Source organism: Halococcoides cellulosivorans (assembly GCF_003058365.1).
Classification (GTDB): domain Archaea; phylum Halobacteriota; class Halobacteria; order Halobacteriales; family Haloarculaceae; genus Halococcoides; species Halococcoides cellulosivorans.
Genome location: NZ_CP028858.1, coordinates 2,041,607 through 2,066,095, shown reverse-complemented (window position 1 = coordinate 2,066,095; position 24,489 = coordinate 2,041,607). Strand labels below are relative to the sequence as shown.

The following is a 24,489-nucleotide window of genomic DNA, read 5'->3' as shown; positions in this document are numbered from 1 at the left end:
TCGGAGGAATCATGCGAAAAAATTTTTTGTTCCGGCCCCTTAATCGAAAGTATACCCCACCGTCGGTCTAATCGTGGGGGTCACAGGGGAAAACCGATCACGTGGGTTGGTGACACGCCGTCATCTGGCTCACGCGGTGAAACACGGACCATGACAGAACAAACTCAGTCGATCGATTCTGTGGAACAGACACCCGAACGCGGCTCGCGACAGAACCGTCGCGAGTTCTTGAAGACGACAGCCGGTGCGGGGGCACTGCTGACCATTGGGGGCACGGCAGCTGTCTCGACCGTCAGCGGCGCCGAGAAACCGACCGTCGAACTGACTCCGACGGTCGTTCAGGAGGGTACCGGGGGTTCGACGACGGTGCAGGTCGAACTCTCGCACGCGCCCGCTGGCCTCGCCGGTTTCAACCTCACCTTCACGTCGGACGACACCGACGTGGCGACCATCGACGAGGAGTTCGTCTTCTCGTCGGTCACGATCAACGAGGACTCCGATCCGATCGACCTCGGCAAGCTCTGGGGAGAATACAACACTGACGACACATCGTCGCCGTTCGTGACGATCGACGGGCCGGGGAGTGTGTCCGGTCGAACGCTCGACTTCGGCTACGAGATCTGGCCCGGCGACACGGGCATCGAGATGGTGGAGTTCACGGTCAACCACGCGGGAACGGGGACCGCCAACATCGGTGTCGAGGTCAACAACCTCTCCTCGGCGCCCGATGGGTCCACGAAGACGAGTTGGGAGTATCCGGCCGACCTCGACGACGCCTACAAGGGTGGGTACGACGAGAGCACGTACACCGTCGAGTCGATGATGCTGACGAACGAGTCCGGGTCCACGTCCACCGAGGTCATCGGCCCTGACCAGACGCCGACGGATACTGAAACGCCGACGGATACTGAAACGCCGACGGATACTGAAACGCCGACGGATACTGAAACGCCGACGGATACTGAAACGCCGACGGATACTGAAACGCCGACGGATACTGAAACGCCGACGGAGACGGAGACGACGACAGACGGGTCCGTCGACATGCCGACGATCGACGTCGACCTGGCCGAGACCGACTCGGGCTACGGCGCGACCCTGACGCTGACCGAAGCGCCGAACGGGCTCTCGGGGTACGAGATGACTGTCTCGCTCAGCGACACGAGCGTCGTCGAGGTCGCCACCGGGCGCGGAACGGACTCCGCGACGTACCCGTCGGCGTTCTCCACTGTCAGCTCCACGAGTGTCTCATCGGACGCGTCGGCGGTCACGATCAAGGCGAGCGACTCGGCCGGCGAGTTCGGTGCGGGTGCGACCGACGTCGAACTGGCGACGGTCAACCTCGTGAGCACGGGCAGCGGGACGGCCTCGCTCTCGACCGAGATCGGCACACTGCAGAACAGCGACGGTGACGAGATCGACCTCGCGCCCGGCTTCGGGACGGCGACGATCTCCGACGGCACGCCCGAAGAGACGACGACCGAGGAGCCCACGCCCGAAGAGACCACGACGGAGACCCCGCTCGATCAGGTTCCGCTGCGGGTCGTCGCCGGCAGCGTGTCCGCTGGCGAGACCACGACCGCGGAGGTCGTCATGGACAGCGCGCCCATGGGTGTCTCCGGGTTCGACTTCACCGTCGAGGTCTCCGACACCTCGCTCGCGACGATCTCCGACGTGAGTCCCGCTCTGAGCGAGACCGATCCGGACTTCGTCGACAAAACGGTCGCCTCCGACGGCAGCAGTGCCTTCCTGAAAGTCGGAGACACCAACAAAGTGGTCGGTGAGTCCGAATCGCAGGTCGTCCTCGCGACCGTCGACCTGCAGGCCGCCGACGCCGACGGTACCGTGACGCTGTCGCTGTCCGACGCGATGGTCACGAGCGACCGTCGGACCGGTGAGTCGGCTATCTCCGGGACCGAGGACGGTCAGCTCACGGTCGAGGGCACCGACCCGACGCCGACCGATCCGGAACCGACGCCGACCGATCCGGAACCGACGCCGACCGATCCGGAACCTGGCATCGTCGAGCAGTACATGCAGATCAAAGAGCCCAAAGACGAGCTCCAGCCCTCCGAAGTCATGGAGGCCAAGGGTGACTACCTGATTGGTGACATCTCGCTCGAAGACGCTGTCACTGTGATGAGGGCGTACTTCTTCTGATCTCACCGCTGTGAAAGCCAATTAATCACCCTCCACACATGATTTCTAATTCACCGAACAGGCGATTACGGACGGGACTCGTTGCACTTGCGGTCGTCCTCGTCGCGGTCGGAGCCTCTGCGGGCGTCGGCCTCGTGGCTGCCGAAGAGACACCGACACTCGTCGATCACACCGACCAGCTATCGGTCGAACCGGGCGGACAAGTGAACGTATCGGTCACCTACGAGAACGCGTCGGGTGTGAACATCAGGGAGGTGCCCAACTCCTGGACGGTCGCGGACGACTCGGGCGGTGTCGTGACGAAATCGCCCGATGGCGAGAGCTATCAGAGCGTCGGCTGGGTCCGGGCCTCCAATAACACCGGGACGGACTGGGTCGTCTTCGACGTGCCCGCGGACGCGGGCGGGACGTACGAGTTCCCACTCGAACTCGAACGATACAAGGGTGGGATGATCTCTTCGACGGTGTCGGTCAGCGTCGAGGGGACGGAACCGACGACTGAACCGGAGACGACGCCGACGCCGGACCCGACGGAGACGCCGCCGGAGTCGACGATCGAACCGGAACCGACGACTGCTGCGCCCGACGCGCCGAGCGTGAGCGTGACGGACGGATCGGTCGCACCGGGCGAGACGGTGACGGTCGACGTGACCGCCGAGAACGCTGGCGTACTCTCGCTGTCGGGTATCCCGACCGCGTGGGAGATCGACTCCTACGACACGGCGGGCGGGACGCCGCAAGACGGGACGGTCGACGGCGCCCAGAAGATCGGCTGGACGTGGGATCAGGACGACGACCGATCGGTCTCGGTCACGCTGTCGATCCCCGACGACGCGGCACCCGGTGAGACGGACCTCACCGGAGAAGCGAGCAGTTTGGACGACGAGACGGTGACTGCCACCGGGACGGTCGCGGTCACCGAATCGACGACGACCACGCCGGAACCGGGCGAGCAGGTTCCGCTTCGGGTCGTCGCTGGGAACGTCACCGCGGGTGAGACCACGACGGCACAGATCGTCATGGACAGCGCGCCCATGGGGGTCTCCGGGTTCGGCTTCACCGTCGACACCTCTGATACCTCGCTCGCGACGATCACCGACGTGAATCACGCGGTGGGCGAGGTCGATCCGCAGTTCGTCAGCAAATCGGTCGCTTCCGACGGCAGCAATGCGACTCTGAGCGTCGCTGACGAGGCCGGAGCGATCAACGAGACCGACTCGCAGGTCGTCCTCGCGACCGTCGACCTGCAGGCCGCAGCGGACGTTGACGGCACCGTGGCCCTCTCGCTGTCCGACGTCGAGGTCACGAGCGACCGTCGGACCGGGGAGTCGGCTATCTCCGGGACCGAGGACGGTCAACTCACCGTCGAAGACGCCGGCACGGAGCCCGGACCGTCGGTGAGCGTGACGGACGGTACGGTCGCACCGGGCGAGACGGTGACGGTCGACGTGACCGCCGAGAACACGGGCGTGCTGTCGCTGGCGGGTATCCCGACCGCGTGGGAGATCGACTCCTACGACGACGCGGGCGGGTCACCGGTGGTTGGCACGGTCGACGGTGCTCAGAAGATCGGTTGGGCGTGGGATCAGGACGACGACCGCACGGTGTCGGTCACGCTGTCGATCCCCGACGACGCGACGCTCGGTGAGACGGACCTCACTGCAGTAGCCGAAGACACCGACGACGCGATGGCGACTTCCACCGGCACGATCACCGTCGAAGAGGCCGGGCCTGAGCCGGTCGAGCCGAGCGTGAGCGTCACGAACGGCACGGTCGCACCGGGCGAGACGGTGACGGTCGACGTGACCGCCGAGAACACGGGCCTGCTCTCGCTGGCAGGGATCCAGAACAACTGGACGATCGACGAGTACGACGAGAACGGTGCCACGACGGTGGTCGACACTGCCGACGGGGCCCGGAAGATCGCGTGGGCCTGGGATCAAAACGACAACCGCTCGGTGTCGATCACGATGACGATCCCCGAGGACGCTGCGCTCGGTGAGACGGTGTTGACCGCGGAAGCGGCCAACGCCGACGATCTGACGGCGACTGCCACCGGGACGATCACCGTCGAGGAGGCGACTCCGACCGGGCCGTCCGTGAGCGTCTCGAACGCCAGCGCGCTGGCTGGCGAGAACATGACGCTTTCGCTGACCACCGAGAACACGGGCGTGCTCACGCTGTCGGGCATTCCGTCCGACTGGACGATCGAAGCCTACGACGACGCGGACGGGACGCCCCAGGTCGGGACGGTCGACGACGCCCAGAAGATCGGGTGGACCTGGTCCGAGAACCGGAGCGTGACGATCAACGTCACGCTCTCGGCGCCCTCGGACGCCGCGGCGGGCACGTGGACGCTCGACGCGGTGGCCCAGGACGGGGCCGACCGCAGTGCCTCGGCCACCGGGACGCTCTCGGTGACCGAACCCGAACCCACCGACACCGAGGACGGCAGTGGCTCGCCCCCGACCGGTGGGAACGATCGCGTTCCGATCACGCCCGACGAACCCGACGACGATTCGGGTGGCGCGGTCCAGACGCCGGTTCCCTCCGACGACGACTCGGAGACCGACGAACCCGAGACTGACGAACCGACGACCGACGAGCCGACGACCGACGAGCCGACCGACGAACCGACCACCACGCAGGCTGGTGGCGGTGAGCCGCCCGAAGACAGCAGTGGTGGATTCGTCCTGCCGCTGCTGATCGTCGTCGTCCTCGTCGCTGCTGCTGGCGTGCTGATCTACCGGCGGTAGCGACACGACGCGGTTTTCCCCATTTTCGACCCTCGACCGACGAAAATTTTAATGCGAAATAAGAACGTAATCTTCGATCATCGCTGACGGCGTCCGACCGTCAGTGACAGGGACTCTCAGGCATGACTGACCGATCGGGGGACGACGGACCGCAGAGTGTGACACGCCGACGCGTACTGGGAACGCTCGCCGCCATCGCGGCGGGGTCGAGCGGCCTCGCGGCGGGCGCGACCCAGGTATCCGGCTTGGTCGATAAGATGTCGATCGACCAGAAGGTCCACATGGTGCACGGCCACGACAAAAGAGACGCGACGGGGTGGATCGCGCCACTGCACGACCTTGGCATTCCGGGGATCAGAATGTTCGACGGGCCGGTCGGCGTTCGGACCGAATCCGAGACCCCGATGACCGCGTTTCCGGCGTCGATCGCCGCCGCGGCGTCGTTCGATCCCGAGTTGATGGAACGACAGGGTCGGGCGATGGGTCGGGAGGCCAAAGCGGTCGATGCCCACCAACTGCTCGGGCCAGCGTTGAACATCCAGCGCGTGCCCGTCTGTGGGCGCAACTTCGAGTACTACAGCGAAGATCCGTTGCTCACTGCCGCGATGGCGGCCGCGAGCACGCGCGGGATCCAGTCCGAAGACGTCGTCGCGACGCCGAAACACTTCGCGGCGAACACCCAGGAGACACGCCGCAAGTACGTCAGTTCCGAGGTGAGCGAGCGCGCGCTTCGTGAGATCTATCTCCCGGGCTACCGGGCGACCGTCGAGGCGGGCGCGCTCTCGATGATGTCGGCGTACAACCGGGTCAACGGCACGTACTGCACCGAACACGAGGTTCTCCTCTCGGACGTGCTGAAAGACGAATGGGGATTCGAGGGCTTCGTCGTCTCGGACTGGGGCGCGATGGGCAGTACCGTCGACAGCGCGCTCGCGGGCCAGGACGTCGAGATGTGGGAAGACGAGTATTACGGGGCTGACCTTCGCCGTGCGGTCGAGAACGGCGAGGTGCCCGAATCACAGCTCGACGAGATGGTCACACGGGTCCTCACGGCGTTTGCCGAGACGGGCCATCTCGACGGGTCGATCGGCCCGGGCGAACGCAACACGACCGCCCATCGGGACCTCGCCCGTGAGATCGCTGAAGAAGGTGCGACACTGCTGAAAAACGACGGCGCGCTGCCCATCGATCCCGACGCGGTCGATCGGATCGGCGTCGTCGGGCGTGCGATCGACGACGCGCTCGTGGGCGGTGGCGGCGCGGCGGAGGTCACGCCGGCCGATACCGTCAGTCCGCTGGAGGGCATCCAGGAGTTCGTCGACGGGCGCGCGGAGATCCGGACGGGTCGCGATCCGAGTTCGGCGGCCCGGGTCGCGAGCGAGGCCGACGTCACACTGGCCTTTGGCCAGGTGTACTCTTCGGAGTTCGAGGATCGCTCGGACATGCACCTCGAACGGCGTGACGACGAATTGATCCAGCAGGCCGCGTCGAGTGGGCCCACCGTCGCGGTCGTGCACATTCCGGGGCCGATCGTGATGCCGTGGGTCGACGACGTCGACGGGGTGCTCTCGATGTGGTATCCGGGCATGGAGGACGGCACCGCGACGGCGAACGTCGTCTTCGGGGACTGCGACCCGGGCGGGAAACTCCCGACGACGTTCGGACAGTCCTTCGACGATTACCCCGTCTCCGAGCAGCGGCAGTACCCGGGCGAGAACGATCGGGTCCACTTCGACGAAGGCGTGTTCGTCGGCTATCGACACTTCGACGCGGCGGGCGTCGACCCGCTCTATCCGTTCGGGCACGGCCTCTCGTATACGGAGTTCGCGATCGAGGTGGTCGACGCGCCCGCAGGATACGACCCGACGACCGAGGATCGCGCGACGGTCTCCGTCGAAGTGACCAACACCGGGTCGGTCGCGGGCAGCGAGGTCGTCCAGGTGTACGTCGAGGAGCGCGACCCGGCGGTCGAGCGCCCGCCGAAAGAACTCTCGGGCTTCCAGAAAGTCCGTCTCGACCCGGGGACGGCGACGACAGTCGAGATCGATCTCGATCGCTCGGCGTTCGCGTATTTCGACCCGGACGCTCGCGCGTGGGCCGTCGATGACGGCCAGTTCCGGATTCACGTCGGGGCGTCCTCTCGGGACGTTCGCGAGACCGTCGATATCGCGGTCGGGGAGAGCGGCTTGACGCCAGTCGACGGGGTCGTGCCTCGCGATATCGACGGCGACGGCATCCACGAGGACTTCAACGCGAACGGTAAACTCGACTTCCCGGACGTCAACCGCTTCTTCCAGCAGACCGACTCCGCCGCGGTCCAGGACCACGTCGGTGCGTACGACCTCACGGGCGACGCCATCGTCGACCAACAGGACGTGCTCGCGCTGTTCGAGGCGGTCTGATCGCTGCCGATCGCACGACATAGCGCGACAATTTGTGTCGTGCGTGCGGGCGCGGACGCGAATTCTTATCATCGCGGAGGTGCTACAATAATCCAACGGGGACGGTCCCGGGGTGGACATGACAGACAACATGCAATCGTCCGACAGGAGTGGCATCGACCGACGGACGTTCGTTCGAACGACCGGCGCTGGACTCGGCGCGCTGGCCATCGGGGGGTCGGCGGTCACGCCGGTCGCCGGGATGGAGGGGTACAACGTCGCGGAGGCGCTGCAGAAGTCGCTGTACTTCTACGACGCCAACATGTGCGGTCCGGGCGTCCGCGAGGAGAGTCGCCTGGACTGGCGCGGGGACTGTCACACGACCGATACTGCCGTGCCGCTCGACGCGGCCGTCGAGGAGGGCGGAACGACACTCTCTAGCGGATTCATCGACGAGTACAGCGATGTGCTCGACCCCGAGGGGACGGGGACGGTCGACCTCGCGGGGGGGTATCACGACGCCGGTGACCACGTGAAGTTCGGCCTGCCGGCGTTCTATACGGCCTCGACGCTCGGGTGGGCGTACTACGAGTTCCCCGACGCGTTCGAGGACACCGAGACCGACGACCACATCCGCCATCACCTCCGGCGGTACGCCGAGTACATCCTCGGGAACACGTTCGTCGCGGACGGCGAGGTCGTCGCCTTTGCCTATCAGGTCTCGAACGGTGGGGACGGGTTCGACCACAACTACTGGGGGCCTGCGGAGCTACAGGATCCCGAGACGTCGCCCCGTCCGGCCTACTTCGCGACGGCGGACAATCCCGCGAGCGACCGCGCCGGTGAGGCGGCGGCCGCGCTGGCGGTCGTCTCGCTGGCGTTCGAGGACCGCGATCCGGAGTTCGCGACCGAGTGTGTCGAGACGGCCCGAAAGCTGTACGACTTCGGTGACGAGTACCGGGGGAGGCCGGACACGGCCGCCCCGTACTACGGTTCGACCAGTGACGCCGACGACCTGGCGTGGGCCGCGCTGTGGCTGCACGAGGCGACTGGCGAGGACCAGTATCTCGACGACGTCATCGGCACTGACGCCAGCGGGTCGTACACCGGTCACCTGAGCGCGATTCTGAGCACCGAATCGGACGACTGGAACAACCACTGGGTGCACTGCTGGGAGAACGTCTGGGGTGGCGTCTTCCTCCGCCTGGGCGCGATCACCGACGATCAGAAGTGGTGGGATTTCGCCCACCAGAATCTGGCCTTCTGGTCGGGTGGCGACATCGAGCACAAATCAGGCGGCGGCAGTTACATCACGACGACCCCGGCGGGCTTCTCGTGGCTCAGCGAGTGGGGGTCGGCCCGGTACAACGCCGCCGCGCAACTGTCCGCGCTGGTCTACGACAAGTACAACGATCACGACGGGTTCGTCGAGTGGGCGAAAGGGCAGATGCGTTATATCATGGGATCGAATCCGTTCGACTACTCGCTGATCGTCGGCTTCACCGACGACTACGCCTCCCACCCACACCACGACACCGCTCACGGTGCGCTGACTGGCGATCCGACCGATCCGGTCGAGCACCGCCACACGCTGTGGGGCGCGCTCGTCGGCGGGCCCGACGTCAGCGACAATCACGTCGACGAGACGGACGACTGGAAGCTCAACGAAGTCACCAGCGACTACAACGCCGCCTTCGTCGGCGCGCTCGCGGGCTTCTACGAGCGGTTCGGGTCCGACGACCCGCTCCCGGTCAGTGAGTTCCCGCCGGAGGGCCGCGACGAGGACGCGTTCTGGGTCGAGGCGGCCGTCGACCGCAACGACGGCAACCGCATCGACTACAAAGCCTATCTCATCAGCGAACTGTTCCACCCGGCTCGAGGCGTCGACGGGCTGAGCTTCCGATACTACTTCGACGTCTCCGAGATGTCGGGGACGGTCGACGACGTCACGTTCGACGTGACCTACGACCAGGTCGGCAGTCAGGAGGGGCATTCGGTCGCGGTGAGCGATCCGAAACCCACCGACGAGGACGGCCTCTACTACGTCGAGTTCGACTACTCGGGGCACGCCTTCCGCGGTCGCAAGGAGATCAGCTTCGCCATCGCGGCCTACGGGGTCGACGGCTGGGATCCCGCTGCGTCGCCCAGCCACGAGGGCATCGGGTCGGAGGTGGACGTCGTCGAGACCCTCCCGGTGTACTACGATGGCGATCAGGTCGCGGGCCGCGAACCCGGCCAGACGAGTACGCCCGAGAACTCTCTGCGCCCGCCCGCGCCCGCGACGGTCTCGACGGACGGCAACGGCACCAGCGTCATGGTCGAGTGGTCGTCCGTCGCGGACGCCGACGAGTACCTCGTCGAACTCGACGATCGGGTCGTCACGACGACGACCGAGACCAGCGCGACGATCGGTGGGCTCGATACGGGTCAGACCTACGAGATCGGCGTGATCGCCGCCGACGGGCCGTGGTGGTCGTATCCGGCGACCGACCTCGTCGTCGGGGGCGACGAGGGTGACCCACTGCCCGACGGACCGACGTGGCCGAACGCACCGACCGATCCGGACGGTGACGGCCTGTACGAGGACCTCTCGGGTGACGGGACGCTCAACTTCCCCGACGTGAACAGGCTGTTCCAGAACGCCGATTCGAGCGTCGCGCAAGACAATCTGGAGTACTACGACTTCACGGGCGACGGCACCCTCGACCAGCAGGACGTGCTCGCGCTGTTCGAGATGGTCTGAAACGGCGTCGAAAACAGTCGAGACGGAGCGGAGCGCGACCCGACGATCTACAGCGTGCGGATCGACTCTTCGGCTTCCAGCAGTTCGTGATACCGATTCCGAATCGTCACTTCCGAGATGTTGGCGACCGCGGAGACGTCGCTCTGGGTCACCTTCTCGTTGGCGAGCAAGGAGGCGGCGTACACCGACGCCGCAGCGAGACCGACCGGCGACTTGCCGGAGTGGACGCCTTTCTCTTTGGCGTTCTGAAGCAGTTCGCGCGCGCGGCGCTCGACCTCGTCCGAGAGGTCGAGATCGCTCGCGAAGCGGGGCACGTAGCTTTCGGGGTCGGCAGGCTGGACTTCGAGGCCGAGTTCGCGGACGACGTACCGATAGGTTCGGGCGACCTCGTCTTTGTCGACCCGCGAGACGGCGTCGATCTCGTCGAGACTTCGCGGGGTGCCGGCCTGCCGCGCGGAGGCGTACAGCGAGGCGGTCGCGACGCCTTCGATCGATCGCCCGGGCAGGAGGTCCTCGTCGAGGGCGCGTCGATAGATCACGCTCGCGGTCTCGCGAACGTTCTCGGGGAGGCCGAGTGCCGACGCCATCCGATCGATCTCACCGAGGGCCTGCTTGAGGTTGCGCTCTTTGGAGTCGCGGGTGCGAAAGCGCTCGTTCCAGGTCCGCAGGCGCTGCATCTTCTCGCGCTGACGGCTGGACAGTGAGTTCCCGTAGGCGTCTTTGTCCTGCCACCCGATGTTCGTCGAGAGGCCCTTGTCGTGCATCATCTTCGTCGTGGGCGCGCCCACGCGGGACTTCTCGTCTTTCTCCGCGGAGTCGAACGCGCGCCACTCCGGACCAGGGTCGATCTCGTCGCTTTCGACCACCAGCCCACACTCCTCACAGACCGTCTCGCCGCGGCCGGAGTCACTCTTCAGCGATCCCCCACACTCCGGACATTCGAGGTGTTCACCAGCGGGTTCTGTACGTTCGTCCGTGTCGCGCTCGGTGGTTCTGATTGTCGTATCTGACATTGGTCTCCATGATCGGGCGTGAGCCCGGAAAACTCCGTCACTCGATTTATTGTTGGACCGGAAGCGACTTAAATCTTTGGCAAGCCAAAAATTTGGCCGGCGACTCTCGAACGTGAGTTTTTCTCGACGAAGATTTGCTTGGCGATCACTGTCACACCCGGTGCGCTCGGGGTCGAAACGCTTAGTGGCGCAGCGACCCGCCAGCGAGTCATGAGCGACCGGACCGTCGATCACGAAGAGGTCCGCCACGTCGCTGATCTGGCCCGAGTCGACCTGGACGACGACGCCGTCGACCGTATGGCCGACCAGTTTGGCGACATCCTCGAGTACTTCGATCGCCTCGACGAGGTGCCCGAGACAGACGCGGACCCCGACCTGACGAACGTCCTCCGCGCCGACGAGGTGCGCGAGTCACTCGACACCGAGGACGCACTCGACAACGCCGCCGAGACCGAGGCGGGCTACTTCAAGGGGCCACGGGTGTCCTGAGATGGACTCGAACGCGTACGTCACTCGCGAGCGGATCGACGCCGACGGATCGGGCGCACTCGCCGATCGCGAGGTCGCGGTCAAAGACAACATCTCGACGGCGGGCGTCCGGACGACCGCTGGCTCGACGATGCTCGCGGAGTACGTCCCGCCCTACAGCGCGACCGTCGTCGAGCGTCTGCGCGCGGCGGGGGCAGCCATCGTCGGGAAGACCAACATGGACGAGTTCGGGATGGGGACGACGACCGAGACGTCGGCGTTCGGGGCCGTCGAGAACCCCGTCGCGGAGGGCCACGTTCCCGGCGGATCGTCGGGTGGATCGGCCGCAGCGGTCGCCGACGGCGACGTGCCGATCGCGCTCGGCAGCGATACGGGTGGATCGGTGCGCTGTCCCGCGGCCTTTACGGGCACGGTCGGGATCAAGCCCACCTACGGGCTGGTCAGCCGGTACGGCCTGATCGCCTATGCGAACAGCCTCGAACAGATCGGCCCGATCGCGGAGAGCGTCGAAGACGCGGCGCTCGCGCTGGACGTCATCGCGGGGCCGGACGACCGGGACGCGACGACGCGCGACGCCAGCGACCACTACGACACCGCGACGGGGGCCGACCCCGCTGGCCCTGCGCCCGCCTATGGCTTCGCCGACGCCGCCGACGGATCGGTCGCGAATCTCACCATCGGTGTGGTGACCGACCTGCTCGACGGGGCCGACGCGGGTGTCGTCGGGACGTTCGAGGACGCCATTGACTGCCTCTCCGACGCTGGCGCGACGATCCGGGAGGTCGAACTCCCGAGTCTCGAACACGCCGTCGCCGCGTACTACGTCATCGCGATGTCGGAAGCCTCGTCGAACCTCGCGCGGTTCGACGGCGTCCGCTTCGGCCACGACGCCGGGAAATCGGGCAACTGGAACGAATCGTTCGGCGCGACCCGTGCGGAGGGCTTCGGCGAGGAAGTGATCCGTCGGATCCTGCTGGGCACGTATGCGCTCTCGGCGGGCTATCACGACAAGTACTACAAACAGGCCCAGGAGGCCCGCGCGTGGATCAAACAGGACTTCGACGCCGTCTTCGACGAGGTCGACGTGTTGGCGTCGCCGACGATGCCGGTCCCGCCGATGGAACGCGGGGAGAGTCTGGACGATCCGCTCACAATGTATCTCGCGGACGCGAACACGACGCCTGTGAATCTGGCGAACCTGCCCGCGATCAGCGTGCCCGCAGGCGAGACCGACGGCCTCCCGGTCGGCGCGCAGTTCGTCGGCCCCGCGTTCGGCGAACCGACGATCGTCCGGGTCGCGAGCGCGCTCGAAGACCGAGTCTGATCGCCCCTCCCTGTCACTGCCGAAACTATTATTCTCTGGCCCGTCCCCCCTTCGATCGTATGGACGGACTCGATGGAGCAGTCACGATCGTCACGGGCGCGAGCACAGGGATCGGAGACGCCGCCGCACAGCGATTCGCCGCCGAAGGCGCACGGGTCGTCGTCGCGGACGTGAACGTCCAGGACGGCCAGCAGACCGTCGCGGACATCGAATCGGCGGGCGGTGAGGCGACGTTCGTCGAGACCGACGTGAGCGACGAGGAAAGCGTCGAGGCGCTCGTCGAGGCGACCGTCGACACCTACGGCGGTCTCGACTTCGCGTTCAACAACGCTGGCATCGACGGGGAAAGCGGCGCGACTGCCGACCAACCGATGGACAACTGGGAGTCGGTCATCGGCGTGAATCTCAAGGGCGTGTTCTGCTCGATGCGCGCCCAGATCCCCGCGATGCTCGAATCGGGCGGTGGGTCGATCGTCAACACCGCCTCGATCGCTGGCGTCGTCGGTTTTCCCGGTCTGAGCCCCTACGTCGCGAGCAAACACGGCGTGCTCGGCCTGACGAAGTCCGCCGCGCTGGAATTCGCCGCCGACGGCGTCCGGGTCAACGCCATCTGTCCGGGTGTGATCCGGACGCCGATGACCGACGACTCCGACACGGCGGACGCGGCCGCGGACGCGACGCCGATGGGCCGCCTGGGTGATCCCGAGGAGATCGGTGACGCCGCGGTCTGGCTCTGCTCGGACGACGCCTCCTTCGTCACCGGCGAGTCGATGGTGATCGACGGCGGCTACGTCACGCAGTGACGGTCGAACGGGGTCTCGACGCTACGGGATACTGTTGTACCGCAGTAACGCGAACTCATGGATATCGGACTCAAACAAACGTCACTCGCAATTGCCATCGTCGTGATCGCCGGAGGAGCGTTCGCCGTCACCCATGGGGACGACATCGGTGCTGGACAACCGCTGTTCAGGCCGGGGGTCGTCTTCGGGGCTGTCCTCACGCTCCTGTTCGTCAGTGTCGGGTTCAAGGTCGTCTTCGAATCTCAGCAATCGATCGACGAGGGGTGGACGATCATCGATCTCGCCGTCGCCAGCGCCTTGGCGCTGTACCTGGGGGCGGGTCTCGCCCTTCTCGCCGCCGGCTTCAACGGGTGGCAAGTACTCGCCCATCTCACGATCGCTGTCGGTGCGGGAATCGTGTTCGTCGTGGGGTACCTCAGACACGAGGACTGACCCGAGGGTGACCGGCCGTCGGTTCGATCGCATCCGACCCGACCGGACGTTCGAGTGTGACCGACGCAGAGTGTCGTGGGCGCGATTCGTATATTTCCCCGGCGATGTATATTTGTTCGCGGGCCACCTCTACACGAACGTGACCGACGAGCCATCTGGCGACCGAACCGAGTTGACACGCGGAGAGCGTGTCCGGGCGGCCGCGCGGACGCTTCGGACGCCGCGGACGGCGGCGTGGGTCGCCGACGAAACTGACGTCTCCGCCAAGACCGCCCGGAAGTATCTCGACCAACTCGTCGAGGACGACGTGCTGCGTGTCGTCGAGCAAGACGGCCAGCGACGCTACTGTATCGACCAGTTGATGGCGACTTACCGGGAGATCGCGACCCTCCAGCGCGAACACGACCGTGAGGCACTGACGAGTTCTCTCGTGTCGATTCGATCGTCGATCGCCGACTGGAAAGACGAGTTCGGGGTCGATACGCCGGGCGAACTCCGCGCGTCGATCGCAGACCTCGACGCGATCGACGAGATCGATCGCCGCCGCGATATCGCCAGCGAGTGGGAACATCTCGCCGACCGTCAGCCAGTCCTCAGGGCCGCGCTCAACGAGTACGACTGGGCGAGCGAGCGAGACGCACTGTCGGTCTGATATGAGTCTGCCAGGGACGATCGATACGACGGTCTATCGCGGGCTCAGGGACGTACTCGAACGCCAGCCAGAAATCACGACCGTCACCTACGAACCGGACAGCATCGTGAAACGGTCTCTTCGAGCGACTGTCGCGGCCGATCGCGTCCGGCCGTCGACGGGTCCTGCCGATCCCACACTCGACGTGGAGTGGCGGTTTCGGGGTGACGAGCAGTTCTATCGCATTCATTACGCCGATCCGAACACGGGGTTCAACTGTGGGTACCACCGCGACGCGGATCATCCCGACCTCGGTCCGGTCCACTTCCAGTACCAGGTGCCGGACGCTTCGGACACTCACCACGAGGCGTCGTCGTTCGACCCGACGATTCCGACCGAGATCCTCTGGATCGCTCTGGAGGAACTGTTCGAACGCCGGATTCGGGAGTTGCTCGGATGACATCGGGGCGGTGATCCGCCGATCTCGCCCACTTCGCTCGACTGGACCACTCAACGATTAAGTGCGATCCGCCCCGACCGCCGCCTATGGAGCTTACCTGGTTCGGCCACTCGACCTGGCGTGTCGAGATAGACTCGACGACGCTGCTGATCGATCCGTTCTTCGACAATCCCAAGACCGACGCGGACCCGACCGACGTGGATCCCGACTACGTCCTCCTGACCCACGGTCACGCCGACCACATCGCCGACGTGGGGGCCTACGACTGCCCGGTCGCGGGCACGCCCGAGGTCGTGGGCTACTGCGAGCAGGCGTTCGACATCGGCGAGACGATCGGGTTCAACCTCGGTGGGACGATCGAACTGGGCGACGCTCACGTGACGATGCATCGCGCGGACCACTCCAACGGCATGGAGACCGCGCCCGACGCCACCGGTGGGATGCCCGCGGGCTATCTGATCGGTGCGGCCCCGCCGCTCGCGGCCGACGACGATCCGGTGTTTTACCATGCTGGCGATACCGCGCTGATGAGCGAGATGGCCGACGTGATCGGCGAGTTCCTCGAACCGGACGTCGCGGCCGTGCCGATCGGCGATCACTTCACGATGGGGCCCGAGCAGGCCGCGATCGCCGTCGACTGGGTCGGAGCCGATCTCGCGCTCCCGATGCACTACGACTCGTTCCCGCCGATCGAGGTGGACACCGACGAGTTCGCCGATGCGGTCGAATCGCACAGCGACGCTCGGGCGCTCGTCTGCGATGCGGACGAACGACTCGCTGTCGAGTCGGAACTCCCCGCGACCGCGGCGGACTGAGCCGATCGGCGGCTGAAAATTAGAGCGTGCCGTCGCCGCCCTCCAGGCGGTCGACGACCTCGCGGATGTCGGCGGCGGACTCGACGACCTGTTTGACCTGTTCGCGACGGCGGACCTCGGCGGCCGTCGCGTCGTAGGCCCGCACGTAGTCCGCCCGGGTGTGTTCCTCGAAGGCGTGGCGAATCGCGAAGTAGCCGTCGGGCAGGACGGTCCCGCAGACCTTGCACTCGACGTGCTCGTGCGCGCTGGCCTGGTGGACGATCAGGTCTTCGACCCGATCGAAGGTCCGATCGTCGCCCTCGATGGCACACTCCCAGCGGGACATACTCCCCACGTTGGAGCGCTGGCGGGAAAAACTATCGTCCGTCGTCGGCCCGGTGGCGCGCCCGCGCCGAAAGCTATTCACATCTGCATCGGGTGAACCCCGTATGACCGATCGACGCCAGCAGATTCACGACCTCGACGTGAGCCTCTGGGTGGGCAAGCGTGGCCTCGACCCCGCCGTCGAGGAACTCGCGGCCCAACTCGACGATCGCGCGTTCGTCAAGGTCCGCTTCCACCGCGCGGCACGGGGCGGAACGACCACCGACGAGTTGGCGGCCGACCTGGCCGACCGCGCCGGCGCGGATCTCGTCGAGACGAGAGGGCACACCGCCGTCTACGAATGAGCGTCCTCGACACCAACGTCACGGCGGGCCCGATCGGCCAGACGCTCGACGCGGCAGGGCTGCCCTATGCCGCCGAGATCGGCAGCGCACTCACCTTCTTCGCCGTCTTCGTGGCACTCGTGATCGTGGGCCGGGCGGTCGTCGCGCCGGCGATCGGCCGTGTCCTGCAGGCCCGGAATCTCGACGCACACGCCCGGAAACCCCTGATCAAACTCGTCAACATCGCCGTTCTGTTCGTCGCGGTCGCGGTCGCCTTCGGCCTCGCGGGCTTCGGAAGCTTCCTCCAGTCGCTCGCGACCATCGCCGCCGCCGGGACGCTCGCGATCGGGTTCGCCCTGCAGGACGTGATGAAAAACCTCGCGGCGGGCGTGTTCATCTTCACCGATCGGCCGTTCCGCATCGGTGATTGGATCGAGTGGGACGATTACAGCGGGCGCGTCGAGGACATCAGCCTCCGGGTGACCCGCGTCCGGACGTTCGACAACGAACTGCTGACGGTCCCGAACAGCCACCTCACCGACGGCGTCATCAAGAACCCGGTCGACGCCGACCGGTTGCGCGTCAAAGTCGACTTTGGCATCGGGTACGACGACGACATCGACGCTGCGACCGACATCGTCCTCGACGAGGCCGAGGCCCACCCGGACGTGCTCGCGACCCCCGACCCCTCGGTGCGGGTGACCGAACTCGGTGACTCGTCGGTCGTCCTCCAGTCGCGGGTCTGGATCGGTGATCCGAGTCGGTCGGACGTGGTGCGGATCCGCGGCGAGTACACCGCCAGCGTCAAAGAGCGATTCGACGACGCCGGCATCGACATCCCGTATCCGAATCGCACGGTCAGCGGCGGGCTGACCGTCGAGGGCGCGGCGTTCGAGACCGAGTGATGGGACGCGCTGCGATCGAATTCCCGGCGCGCGCAACCGACACGGAGCGACCGCTCGTCGGTCGATGTCGCGATGAATGGGAGTGGACGGCCGGAGTTGCCGGATCGTTCGGGTGCGGGTAGTCCCGGCCCGTCCCTCCACCCCGCAACCCCGCGAGCGACAGGTGTCCGGCGCTCCGCTGCTCGCTTCCGCGCCTGACGGGCTGGCGCCGATCAACCACGCCGAGTCGCCCCTGCAGGCGAGCCGACGTGGACCGCTGCCCCCGCGGGACGAGGCTTCCACGGTTGGGGCCGGGGTCCGCACCCGGCGGATCCGACGTCTCCGGTGTTCGGCCCCCGCTCAAGACCATCATGCGGGCGAGGGGCGGGGCCTGGCCGCCCGGCCTAGTCCACTCCACACTCCGCCGGCTCCCCTCAAGGACCTTTCGCTCGACGGCGGGCCACCGAAAGGGCCACAGGGGTCGACCGCCTCGATCCGACAATGGCACTCACCGACACGGCGAAACGCGTCCAGAAGATGGTCGAGGTCGCCGAGGAGCTGTACGAGCGGATGGTCGAACTCCGCGAGCACGTCATCGAGATCCGCAAGAAGCTCAACACGACTGCCGACACCGTCGACGGCCTCGACCGAGACGTCGCGGAAAATCGTGCGCTCATCGAGGCGATCGCCGCCGAGCAGGGGCTCGATCCCGACGCGATCATCGCCGAGGCGTCGATCGAGGACGTGGACGCGGACGACGAGTCCGCGGAGGGGGACGCGGACGAGGATTCAGACGGCGGGAGCGACGAGGCCACGCCCGACTCGCCCGCCGAGAGTACCGACAGCGCGAGCGACGAGCGTTAGGTTTCGATCAGGCGGCCGTGTTCGATCTTCATGCACCGATCGGCGACGACCGACCGGCCCGCCGCTCTGGCGCGTTCGACGGCATTGGGGTGATCGATACCGAGTTGCAGCCAGATCGCCGCATCGTCCGTATTGTCGAGCGCACTGTCGATGATCTCCGGGACTTCGTCGCTCGGGCGGAACACGTCGACGATGTCGACCGATTCGTCGATGTCGGCGAGCGAATCGACGGCCTCGCGGCCCAGGATCTCGTCGGCGAACGGGTTGACTGGCAGGATGTTGTAGCCGTGCCCGTCGAGATACTTCGGGACGTCGTGGGCGGCCTTACCGGGCGTGCTCGAACAGCCGACCACGGCGATCGTTTCGGCCGATGCGAGCAGGTCGGTGATCGCGTCGTCAGAGAGTGACATGTGTGGACAGGGAACGCCCACTGTCATAGGTGTGGCGGACGGCGGGATGGTGGGTTTTATCCCTGCGCGTGTTTTGGCTCGGATAAGGGCGCTTAGCTCAGCCTGGACAGAGTGCTTGGCTTCGAACCAAGTTGCCGGGGGTTCAAATCCCTCAGCGCCCGTGCAGTGAGCCGGTGAGCGATAGCGAGGCTCGAACGAAGTGAGAGCCTCGGAACGGCGAACGGCATGGCCGTGAGCCAGCGAACCGGCGAACGAACCGGCACTGCGGATTTGAACCCTGCCAGTCGCGCGCAGCGGAGCGAGCACGTCTGGCTTCGGTTCAAATCCCTCAGCGCCCGTGTGGTTCGTTGGACAAAGTCCAACGCTCATCCCGAAAATCTTCGATTTTCGGAGACAGCGAGTTTTCGAACGGAGTGAGAAACGAGCGAACCGGCACTGAAGGATTTGAACGACGGCACGAGCGAACGAAGTGAGCGAAGTGCAGGTGGTTCAAATCCCGACCGACGCACGCGTCGTTCGATCATCGCGAACGCAACGCGTTCGCTCAGTCCTGAGGGACGCAAGCGTCCCTCAACCCTCGCGGCGACGGAGTCGCCGCTCAGTCCCGTCGCAGCCGCTTCGTTCCTCGCATTGCTCGTCATTCAGCGGCCGCGACGACCCTCGCGAAGCCTTCGGCTTCGCTCAGTCCCTCAGCGCCCGTGTGGTTCGTTGGACGGAGTCCAACGCTCGTCCCCTTCGATCATCGGTGACACGGAACGGAGTCGCGATTCTCCCGGGTCAGGTTGAGTCGCCGGTCACGACGTCGATATCGACGAGGTCGTGAACTGGTGGCGTATCGAAGTCGTTGGCGTTGTGGGTGACGAACGTGCCGCCGGCCTCGTGGGCGATTGCGAGATTCAGGAGATCGGCGGTGTCGAGTGTGACGCCCTGCGCTGAGAGGCTCTCGTCGAGTGCGGCGGCTTCGAGACCAGCGTCGTCGGTCAGGTCGAGAATCCGATCGAAGTTGTCGGCCAGTGCCCGCTGGACACGTCGCTTCTGTGACCGTTCCGACACCGCTTTGTACGACTCCCAGGCGACGATCGCTGGAATCGTCCACTCCTCTCGGCTGTACTGTCGGCAATGGTTGAGGACGCCCTGGTCGACGTCTCGTCCGGAAATTTTCGCCAGAACGTCCCTGTCGAGGACGATCATCGTCCAACGTGTCCGTCCAGCGAATCGCTCAACTCGTCGTGGGCGTCGTCCATCCGATCCAGAAGGTCGCCATCATCGTCCGCAAAGGCCAGACAGCCCGCGATCTCGTCGACGTCGGTGTCCTGGCGACTGAGTCGATCCAGCAGGTCGTCGAACGACTCGTCGTCACGTTTCAGGTCCCGTAACCGCTCTTTGACGTCGTCGGAGACGCGTATCGTGCTCACGTGTATACAATGTGTACGAAATTGTAAAGACGTTTCGACGCCCGGACGGCCCTCTCTCCACTCACACGCCCCAGAAGTACGCAATCGCGAGTGGCGTCACGATCGTAAGCAACAGTTGCAAGGGGAGTCCCACCCGGACGAAATCACCGAATCGGTAGCCACCGGGCCCGTAGACCATCAGATTCGTCTGGTAGCCGACGGGCGTCATGAACGCCGTCGAGGCGGCGAACGTCACCGCGAGCACGAACGAAAACGGGTTCGCGCCGAGGCTGACGGCCGCGTCGATGGCGATCGGGATCATCAACACGACGCTGGCGTTGTTGCTGATCACGTTGGTGAGCACCGCGGTAAAGAGGTAGAACACCCCGAGCATGGCCAGCGGTGGGAGTAGATCGCCCACGCCGACGATCATCGTCCCCAGCAGCGCCGCCGCGCCCGACTGCTCCATCGCGATGCCGAGCGGGATCACGCCCGCGAGCAGGAAGATCACGTCCCAGCTGACGGCGTCGTAGGCGTCTGCGGGCCGGAGACAGCCGGTGACGATCATCGCGACGATGCCCGCGAGCGCACTCACCATGATCGGGAGGACGTCGAGGGCGGCGAGTGCGACGACGCCACCGACGATCCCGACCGCGATCGGAATCTTCCGGCGGTCGAACGACTCCCAGTCGTCGTTGCCCGAGACGACGACGTTCCGGGCGGTACGTAACTCCTCGACGGTCGGCCCCGAGGCCTGGATCAGCAGGGTGTCGCCGCCGCGGAGTCTCACGTCGCGCATGCGCTTGCGGATCACCTCGCTGCCCCGACGGACCGCGAGCACGCTCAGATCGTACTGGTGTTCGAAATCGGCGATGCGATACGCCCGGCCCGAGAGCCACGACCCCGGCAGGAGGACGACTTCGGTCATGACGGCCTCGTCGTCGCTATCGTTCGCGGCGGTGTCGCGGTCCGCGTCGGTGTCGCGTGGCCGGTCGGCGTCTCCCATGTCGCCGACGACGGCGTCGCGAATGTCTGCCGATCGTTCGTCCTCGATGTCGTCTATGACGTCCGCGAGCAGGTCCAGGCCGTCGGCGTCGAGCACGCGCTGGATCGTGTCCTCGTCGGTCCGGACGGCGAGGATGTCGCCCGCCTGGAGTCGCTGCGTGCTGAGATCGTGGGCGATCGTGTGGCCGTCGCGGACGATCTGGAACACCTCGATCGCGAACTCGTCGGTGCGGTGGATCTCGCGCACGGTCGTGCCGGCCAGCGGCGACCCCTCTCGGACGACCACGTCGGTGAGATACTCCGAGAGCCCGAACTCCTCGCGCGAGCCGGCGGGGCTGATGCGCGCTGGCGTCAGGTATCGCCCGACGGTCAGCAGATAGACGACGCCGACGGCGAAGACGACGACGCCGAGCTGGGTGAACTCGAACATCGTAAACGGCGCGGCGGCGGGCCCGCCCTGGCGCGCCCAGACGTCACTCGCGAGCAGGTTCGTCGAGGTCCCGATCAGGGTGAGTGTCCCGCCCATCATCGCCGCAAAGGAGAGTGGCATCAACAGCTTCGACGGTGAGGTGTCGGCCTTGCGGGCGATCTCGTTGACCGCCGGGATCAAGATCGCGACGATCGGGGTGTTGTTGATAAAGCCCGCCGGTGGCCCCCCGAGGCCGATCACCGCGAGCAACTGCTTGAGGTCGCTGTCGCCGGTGTATTTCGATATCGCCCGCGTGAGGATCTGAACCGCCCCCGTTCGCCGGACCCCCTCGCTCAACACGAACATCGCGAGGACGGTCACCGTCGCGGGGTTCGAGAATCCCGAGACGCCGTCGGCGGGCGTCACCCCGGTCCAGGGTTCGAGGACGATCAACGCGACCATGACGGCGATCGCCGTCGTGTCGATCGGGATCGGCTGCCAGACGAACAGCACGAGCGCGACGGCGATGATCGCGAACACGACCAGCATGTCCACGGTGAGCGGCGATTCCGCGAGGAGTCCCGCTATCTGACCCAGCTGTGCGACCGCCATGACCGGGTCGTCAGTTTCGTCGCCGGTCGTAAATACCGTGGGGGTCGGTCAGATCCCGCGGACCGTCTCGATCGCACCGATCGACTCGAGGATCATCCACACCAGGAAGAGGCCGTACAGCGCGAGGAAGCCGATCGCCTCGCGGTCGGTCAACTCGAGGTCCGTCCGCGTGAAGACGACGAAGACGAGCGTCGCGACCCCCAGAAACCCCATCGTCGGGACCGCCACCCGGAAGTCGATCGTCGCCGTCCCCGCGAGGAGGACGCCGACGGGGATGGCGACGAGCAGGTTGAACGTGTTCGACCCGAGGACGTTCGTCAGGCTGGTGACGCTGTCGTCGTTTCGAGCGGCCCGGATGCTGACGAACGCGTCGGGCAGACTCGTCGCGGCGGCGATGACGGTTACGCCCCAGAGGAAGGTGGGGGTCTCGAAGAGCGCGCCGAGCGAGAGCGCCGCGCGGACGATGCCCTCGACGCCGACGGCGATGACGACGAGCGCGCCCGCGAGCGTGGCCCACTCCCGAATCGGTGCGATCGCCGGCCCGTCCGGCGCGACGTGGGCGCTCGCGTCTTGCTGGTGTAAAAAGACGTAGACGCCGTAGGTGAGCAAGGGGAGGACGACCAGTGCGGGCGTCAAGATCGCGGCCTCGTTCGTCCCGCCCGGGACGTACGTCGCCCCCAGCGCGAAGACGACGAAGAGCACGAGCACGCTGATGATGTAAAACTGGGCGTCCTTGTGGACGATATCCCGCGTGGCTTCGAGGCTCTCGCTGGTGAGCCCCGAGAGCGCGGGGATCACCAGCAGGTTGAAGATCGCACTCCCGACGATCGCGCCGACGCCGAGCGCGAACTCGCCGTGGACGACCGTGCTGATGACGATCGAACTGATCTCGGGAACGCTCGATCCGACCGCGAGCACGATCGCGCCGTGGACGGCGACCGGCAGGCCGTAGTGTTTGCTCAGGCGTCCGGCGGACTGCTCGAAGAAGGTACTGCCGATCCAGATGATCGCGGGGGTGACCGCGAGGAGACCGAGAGCGGCGGGCAGTCCGACCATCGGACTCCCCTTGGAGGGTCAGGCTCCAAATAGCTGGGGGCGGTGTGAACGCCGTGGCCGCCCGTCGCACCCGAACGCGTGGATCCGTTGTGTCTGGGGCTACGCGGTCGGCGGGATCGACGACGAGCCACTCACAGCGATCGTTCGTCGGGACGGTCAGAGGTCCAGTCTGCTCTCAACTCCGCCGGCGAGATCGGTCGAGCGGACTCGCGGCGGGTCTCGGCCGTGATACACCCCTCCATCGTGGTGACGAACTCCTCGCGGTCGGTCTGGGGCCGGATGACGAACGCGTCGTCGATTTCGATAGTGACGCGATCGCCGGTGTCGATCCCGAGACGATCCCGCATCGCTTTCGGGATCGTGAGTCGCCCCGTGGAATCGATTCGCCGGTCGTCGGGACTCATCGTGGTTTTCGTTGTGGTGGGAACGGGCAAAATCCTTCCCCACACCGATCGCTCACAGCCGACTCGCGTACTCCAGGAGTTCGTCGCGGTAGTAGTAGGTGTACCCCGAGAAGACGATCAACACCATCGCCCAGAGGCCCGCTTCGAGCAGTTCCCCGCTGGCGAAACTCGACCCCGCGAAGACGGCGACTGCCGCCGCGGGCAGGCGACCGAAGAACATCACCGCGACGAACGTCGAGAGTTTGAACTCGGCCATCCCCGCGACGAAACTGATCACGTCCTCCGGGAGCACGGGGATGAACACGAACAGGAACAGGCCGGGCGTGCCAGCGCTCTGGGCGAACTCGTCGAACCGTTCGAGGGCGTCTTCTTCGATCATCCGCTCGACGATCGGTCGGCCCCACCGACGGGCGATCAGGAAGGCGATCGTACTCCCGACGGTGACGCCGATCATCGTGAGGCCGAGGCCGACGACCGGGCCGAACAGCGCGCCCCCGACGGCGGCGATGGCGTACCCCGGGATCGCCATCAACACGACTTGGATGATGTGCGAGACGGTGAAGACGAGCATGCCCAGCCCGGGCGGGAACCCCCTGAAAATCTCTTTGAGGGCCTCCTCACTGAGCAAAAACGGGAATTTCAACCGTATCGTCAGGTAGATGCTCCCGATGAACAGCGCGAACGCCACCAGCCCCGCGATCGCGAGATTGCGATCCCGTGTCGTCTTGAAGATCTGCATCGGTCAGTGCCCGTACTCAGGGATCGACGTACTTAGGCGTTGATCGATCGGTGTGACG

General features: G+C 66.0%; 23 protein-coding genes, 1 tRNA gene and 1 other RNA gene. 15 read left to right on the top strand and 10 right to left on the bottom strand.

Annotation, left to right across the window (positions count from 1 at the left end):
- The first annotated feature begins 150 nt into the window (after nt 1-150).
- The 4 genes from HARCEL1_RS10320 to HARCEL1_RS10305 all read left to right on the top strand — a co-directional run bounded on the left by HARCEL1_RS10320 (nt 151) and on the right by HARCEL1_RS10305 (nt 10,040).
- Entirely contained in the window at nt 151-2,160 is a 2,010-nt protein-coding gene (locus tag HARCEL1_RS10320; protein WP_108383187.1) for a twin-arginine translocation signal domain-containing protein, read from the top strand.
- 38 nt (nt 2,161-2,198) lie between these two features.
- On the top strand, nt 2,199-4,916 hold the full coding sequence (locus HARCEL1_RS13400) for a hypothetical protein (RefSeq protein WP_159077090.1): 2,718 nt from the start codon (nt 2,199-2,201) through the stop codon (nt 4,914-4,916).
- Nucleotides 4,917-5,038: 122 nt separating this feature from the next.
- The gene (locus HARCEL1_RS10310) at nt 5,039-7,318 is read left to right on the top strand and encodes a glycoside hydrolase family 3 N-terminal domain-containing protein (RefSeq protein WP_108383184.1); all 2,280 of its coding nucleotides are present in this window, start codon (nt 5,039-5,041) and stop codon (nt 7,316-7,318) included.
- Nucleotides 7,319-7,436: 118 nt separating this feature from the next.
- Entirely contained in the window at nt 7,437-10,040 is a 2,604-nt protein-coding gene (locus tag HARCEL1_RS10305) for a glycoside hydrolase family 9 protein (RefSeq protein WP_108383181.1), read from the top strand.
- 47 nt (nt 10,041-10,087) lie between these two features.
- Here the strand turns inward: HARCEL1_RS10305 and HARCEL1_RS10300 are convergent, their stop codons facing one another.
- The gene (locus tag HARCEL1_RS10300) at nt 10,088-11,053 is read right to left on the bottom strand and encodes a transcription initiation factor IIB (RefSeq protein ID WP_108383178.1); all 966 of its coding nucleotides are present in this window, start codon (nt 11,051-11,053) and stop codon (nt 10,088-10,090) included.
- Nucleotides 11,054-11,263: 210 nt separating this feature from the next.
- Between HARCEL1_RS10300 and gatC the strand changes: the two genes are divergently transcribed.
- The 7 genes from gatC to HARCEL1_RS10265 all read left to right on the top strand — a co-directional run bounded on the left by gatC (nt 11,264) and on the right by HARCEL1_RS10265 (nt 16,007).
- Nucleotides 11,264-11,542 carry an Asp-tRNA(Asn)/Glu-tRNA(Gln) amidotransferase subunit GatC gene (gatC, locus tag HARCEL1_RS10295; RefSeq protein ID WP_108383176.1) on the top strand — a complete coding sequence of 93 codons (279 nt, stop codon included), beginning with the start codon at nt 11,264-11,266 and terminating at the stop codon, nt 11,540-11,542.
- Nucleotide 11,543: 1 nt separating this feature from the next.
- Nucleotides 11,544-12,866, top strand: coding sequence for an Asp-tRNA(Asn)/Glu-tRNA(Gln) amidotransferase subunit GatA (gene gatA, locus HARCEL1_RS10290; protein ID WP_108383173.1), 1,323 nt, complete (start codon nt 11,544-11,546; stop codon nt 12,864-12,866).
- Between the two features lie 59 nt (nt 12,867-12,925).
- Nucleotides 12,926-13,669, top strand: a complete 744-nt coding sequence (locus HARCEL1_RS10285) for a glucose 1-dehydrogenase (protein WP_108383171.1) — start codon at nt 12,926-12,928, stop codon at nt 13,667-13,669.
- A gap of 57 nt (nt 13,670-13,726) precedes the next feature.
- The gene (locus tag HARCEL1_RS10280; RefSeq protein WP_108383168.1) at nt 13,727-14,101 is read left to right on the top strand and encodes a hypothetical protein; all 375 of its coding nucleotides are present in this window, start codon (nt 13,727-13,729) and stop codon (nt 14,099-14,101) included.
- A 139-nt stretch (nt 14,102-14,240) separates the two neighbouring features.
- Entirely contained in the window at nt 14,241-14,753 is a 513-nt protein-coding gene (locus HARCEL1_RS10275; protein ID WP_233357328.1) for a DUF7342 family protein, read from the top strand.
- 1 nt (nt 14,754) lies between these two features.
- Entirely contained in the window at nt 14,755-15,192 is a 438-nt protein-coding gene (locus tag HARCEL1_RS10270) for a hypothetical protein (protein WP_108383165.1), read from the top strand.
- An 86-nt stretch (nt 15,193-15,278) separates the two neighbouring features.
- Entirely contained in the window at nt 15,279-16,007 is a 729-nt protein-coding gene (locus HARCEL1_RS10265) for a metal-dependent hydrolase (RefSeq protein WP_108383163.1), read from the top strand.
- Between the two features lie 19 nt (nt 16,008-16,026).
- Here the strand turns inward: HARCEL1_RS10265 and HARCEL1_RS10260 are convergent, their stop codons facing one another.
- Nucleotides 16,027-16,332 (bottom strand): DUF7565 family protein, encoded by a 306-nt coding sequence (locus tag HARCEL1_RS10260; protein WP_108383160.1) that lies wholly within the window; start codon nt 16,330-16,332, stop codon nt 16,027-16,029.
- A gap of 103 nt (nt 16,333-16,435) precedes the next feature.
- Between HARCEL1_RS10260 and HARCEL1_RS10255 the strand changes: the two genes are divergently transcribed.
- Both HARCEL1_RS10255 and HARCEL1_RS10250 read left to right on the top strand, forming a co-directional pair.
- On the top strand, nt 16,436-16,675 hold the full coding sequence (locus HARCEL1_RS10255) for a YhbY family RNA-binding protein (protein ID WP_108383157.1): 240 nt from the start codon (nt 16,436-16,438) through the stop codon (nt 16,673-16,675).
- Nucleotides 16,672-17,559: a mechanosensitive ion channel family protein gene (locus tag HARCEL1_RS10250; RefSeq protein WP_108383154.1), complete on the top strand. Its 888-nt coding sequence runs from the start codon at nt 16,672-16,674 to the stop codon at nt 17,557-17,559. Before HARCEL1_RS10255 ends, HARCEL1_RS10250 begins: the two co-directional genes overlap by 4 nt.
- Before the next feature lie 80 nt (nt 17,560-17,639).
- Here the strand turns inward: HARCEL1_RS10250 and ffs are convergent.
- Nucleotides 17,640-17,953: signal recognition particle sRNA (gene ffs, locus HARCEL1_RS10245), an RNA gene on the bottom strand.
- 86 nt (nt 17,954-18,039) lie between these two features.
- Here ffs and HARCEL1_RS10240 point away from each other — a divergent pair.
- Nucleotides 18,040-18,402: a DUF5798 family protein gene (locus HARCEL1_RS10240; protein WP_108383151.1), complete on the top strand. Its 363-nt coding sequence runs from the start codon at nt 18,040-18,042 to the stop codon at nt 18,400-18,402.
- Here HARCEL1_RS10240 and HARCEL1_RS10235 read toward each other — a convergent pair.
- Nucleotides 18,399-18,812: a CoA-binding protein gene (locus HARCEL1_RS10235; protein ID WP_108383148.1), complete on the bottom strand. Its 414-nt coding sequence runs from the start codon at nt 18,810-18,812 to the stop codon at nt 18,399-18,401. The two genes, HARCEL1_RS10240 and HARCEL1_RS10235, sit on opposite strands and share 4 nt — an antisense overlap.
- 86 nt (nt 18,813-18,898) lie before the next feature.
- Here HARCEL1_RS10235 and HARCEL1_RS10230 point away from each other — a divergent pair.
- A tRNA-Arg gene (locus tag HARCEL1_RS10230) sits at nt 18,899-18,973 on the top strand.
- A 616-nt stretch (nt 18,974-19,589) separates the two neighbouring features.
- On the opposite strand, the gene HARCEL1_RS10225 is transcribed toward HARCEL1_RS10230, so the two are convergent.
- The 6 genes from HARCEL1_RS10225 to HARCEL1_RS10200 form a co-directional block, all read right to left on the bottom strand.
- Nucleotides 19,590-20,003 (bottom strand): type II toxin-antitoxin system VapC family toxin, encoded by a 414-nt coding sequence (locus HARCEL1_RS10225; RefSeq protein WP_108383146.1) that lies wholly within the window; start codon nt 20,001-20,003, stop codon nt 19,590-19,592.
- A complete protein-coding gene (locus HARCEL1_RS10220; RefSeq protein ID WP_108383144.1) occupies nt 20,000-20,227 on the bottom strand; it encodes an antitoxin VapB family protein in 228 nt (75 codons plus the stop codon). Before HARCEL1_RS10220 ends, HARCEL1_RS10225 begins: the two co-directional genes overlap by 4 nt.
- 61 nt (nt 20,228-20,288) lie before the next feature.
- Nucleotides 20,289-22,232, bottom strand: coding sequence for an SLC13 family permease (locus HARCEL1_RS10215; RefSeq protein WP_108383142.1), 1,944 nt, complete (start codon nt 22,230-22,232; stop codon nt 20,289-20,291).
- 48 nt (nt 22,233-22,280) lie between these two features.
- The gene (locus tag HARCEL1_RS10210) at nt 22,281-23,288 is read right to left on the bottom strand and encodes a sodium:calcium antiporter (protein ID WP_108383140.1); all 1,008 of its coding nucleotides are present in this window, start codon (nt 23,286-23,288) and stop codon (nt 22,281-22,283) included.
- A 131-nt stretch (nt 23,289-23,419) separates the two neighbouring features.
- Nucleotides 23,420-23,692 (bottom strand): AbrB/MazE/SpoVT family DNA-binding domain-containing protein, encoded by a 273-nt coding sequence (locus HARCEL1_RS10205; RefSeq protein WP_108383137.1) that lies wholly within the window; start codon nt 23,690-23,692, stop codon nt 23,420-23,422.
- A gap of 52 nt (nt 23,693-23,744) precedes the next feature.
- The gene (locus HARCEL1_RS10200; RefSeq protein WP_108383135.1) at nt 23,745-24,431 is read right to left on the bottom strand and encodes a TVP38/TMEM64 family protein; all 687 of its coding nucleotides are present in this window, start codon (nt 24,429-24,431) and stop codon (nt 23,745-23,747) included.
- Nucleotides 24,432-24,489 lie beyond the last annotated feature (58 nt).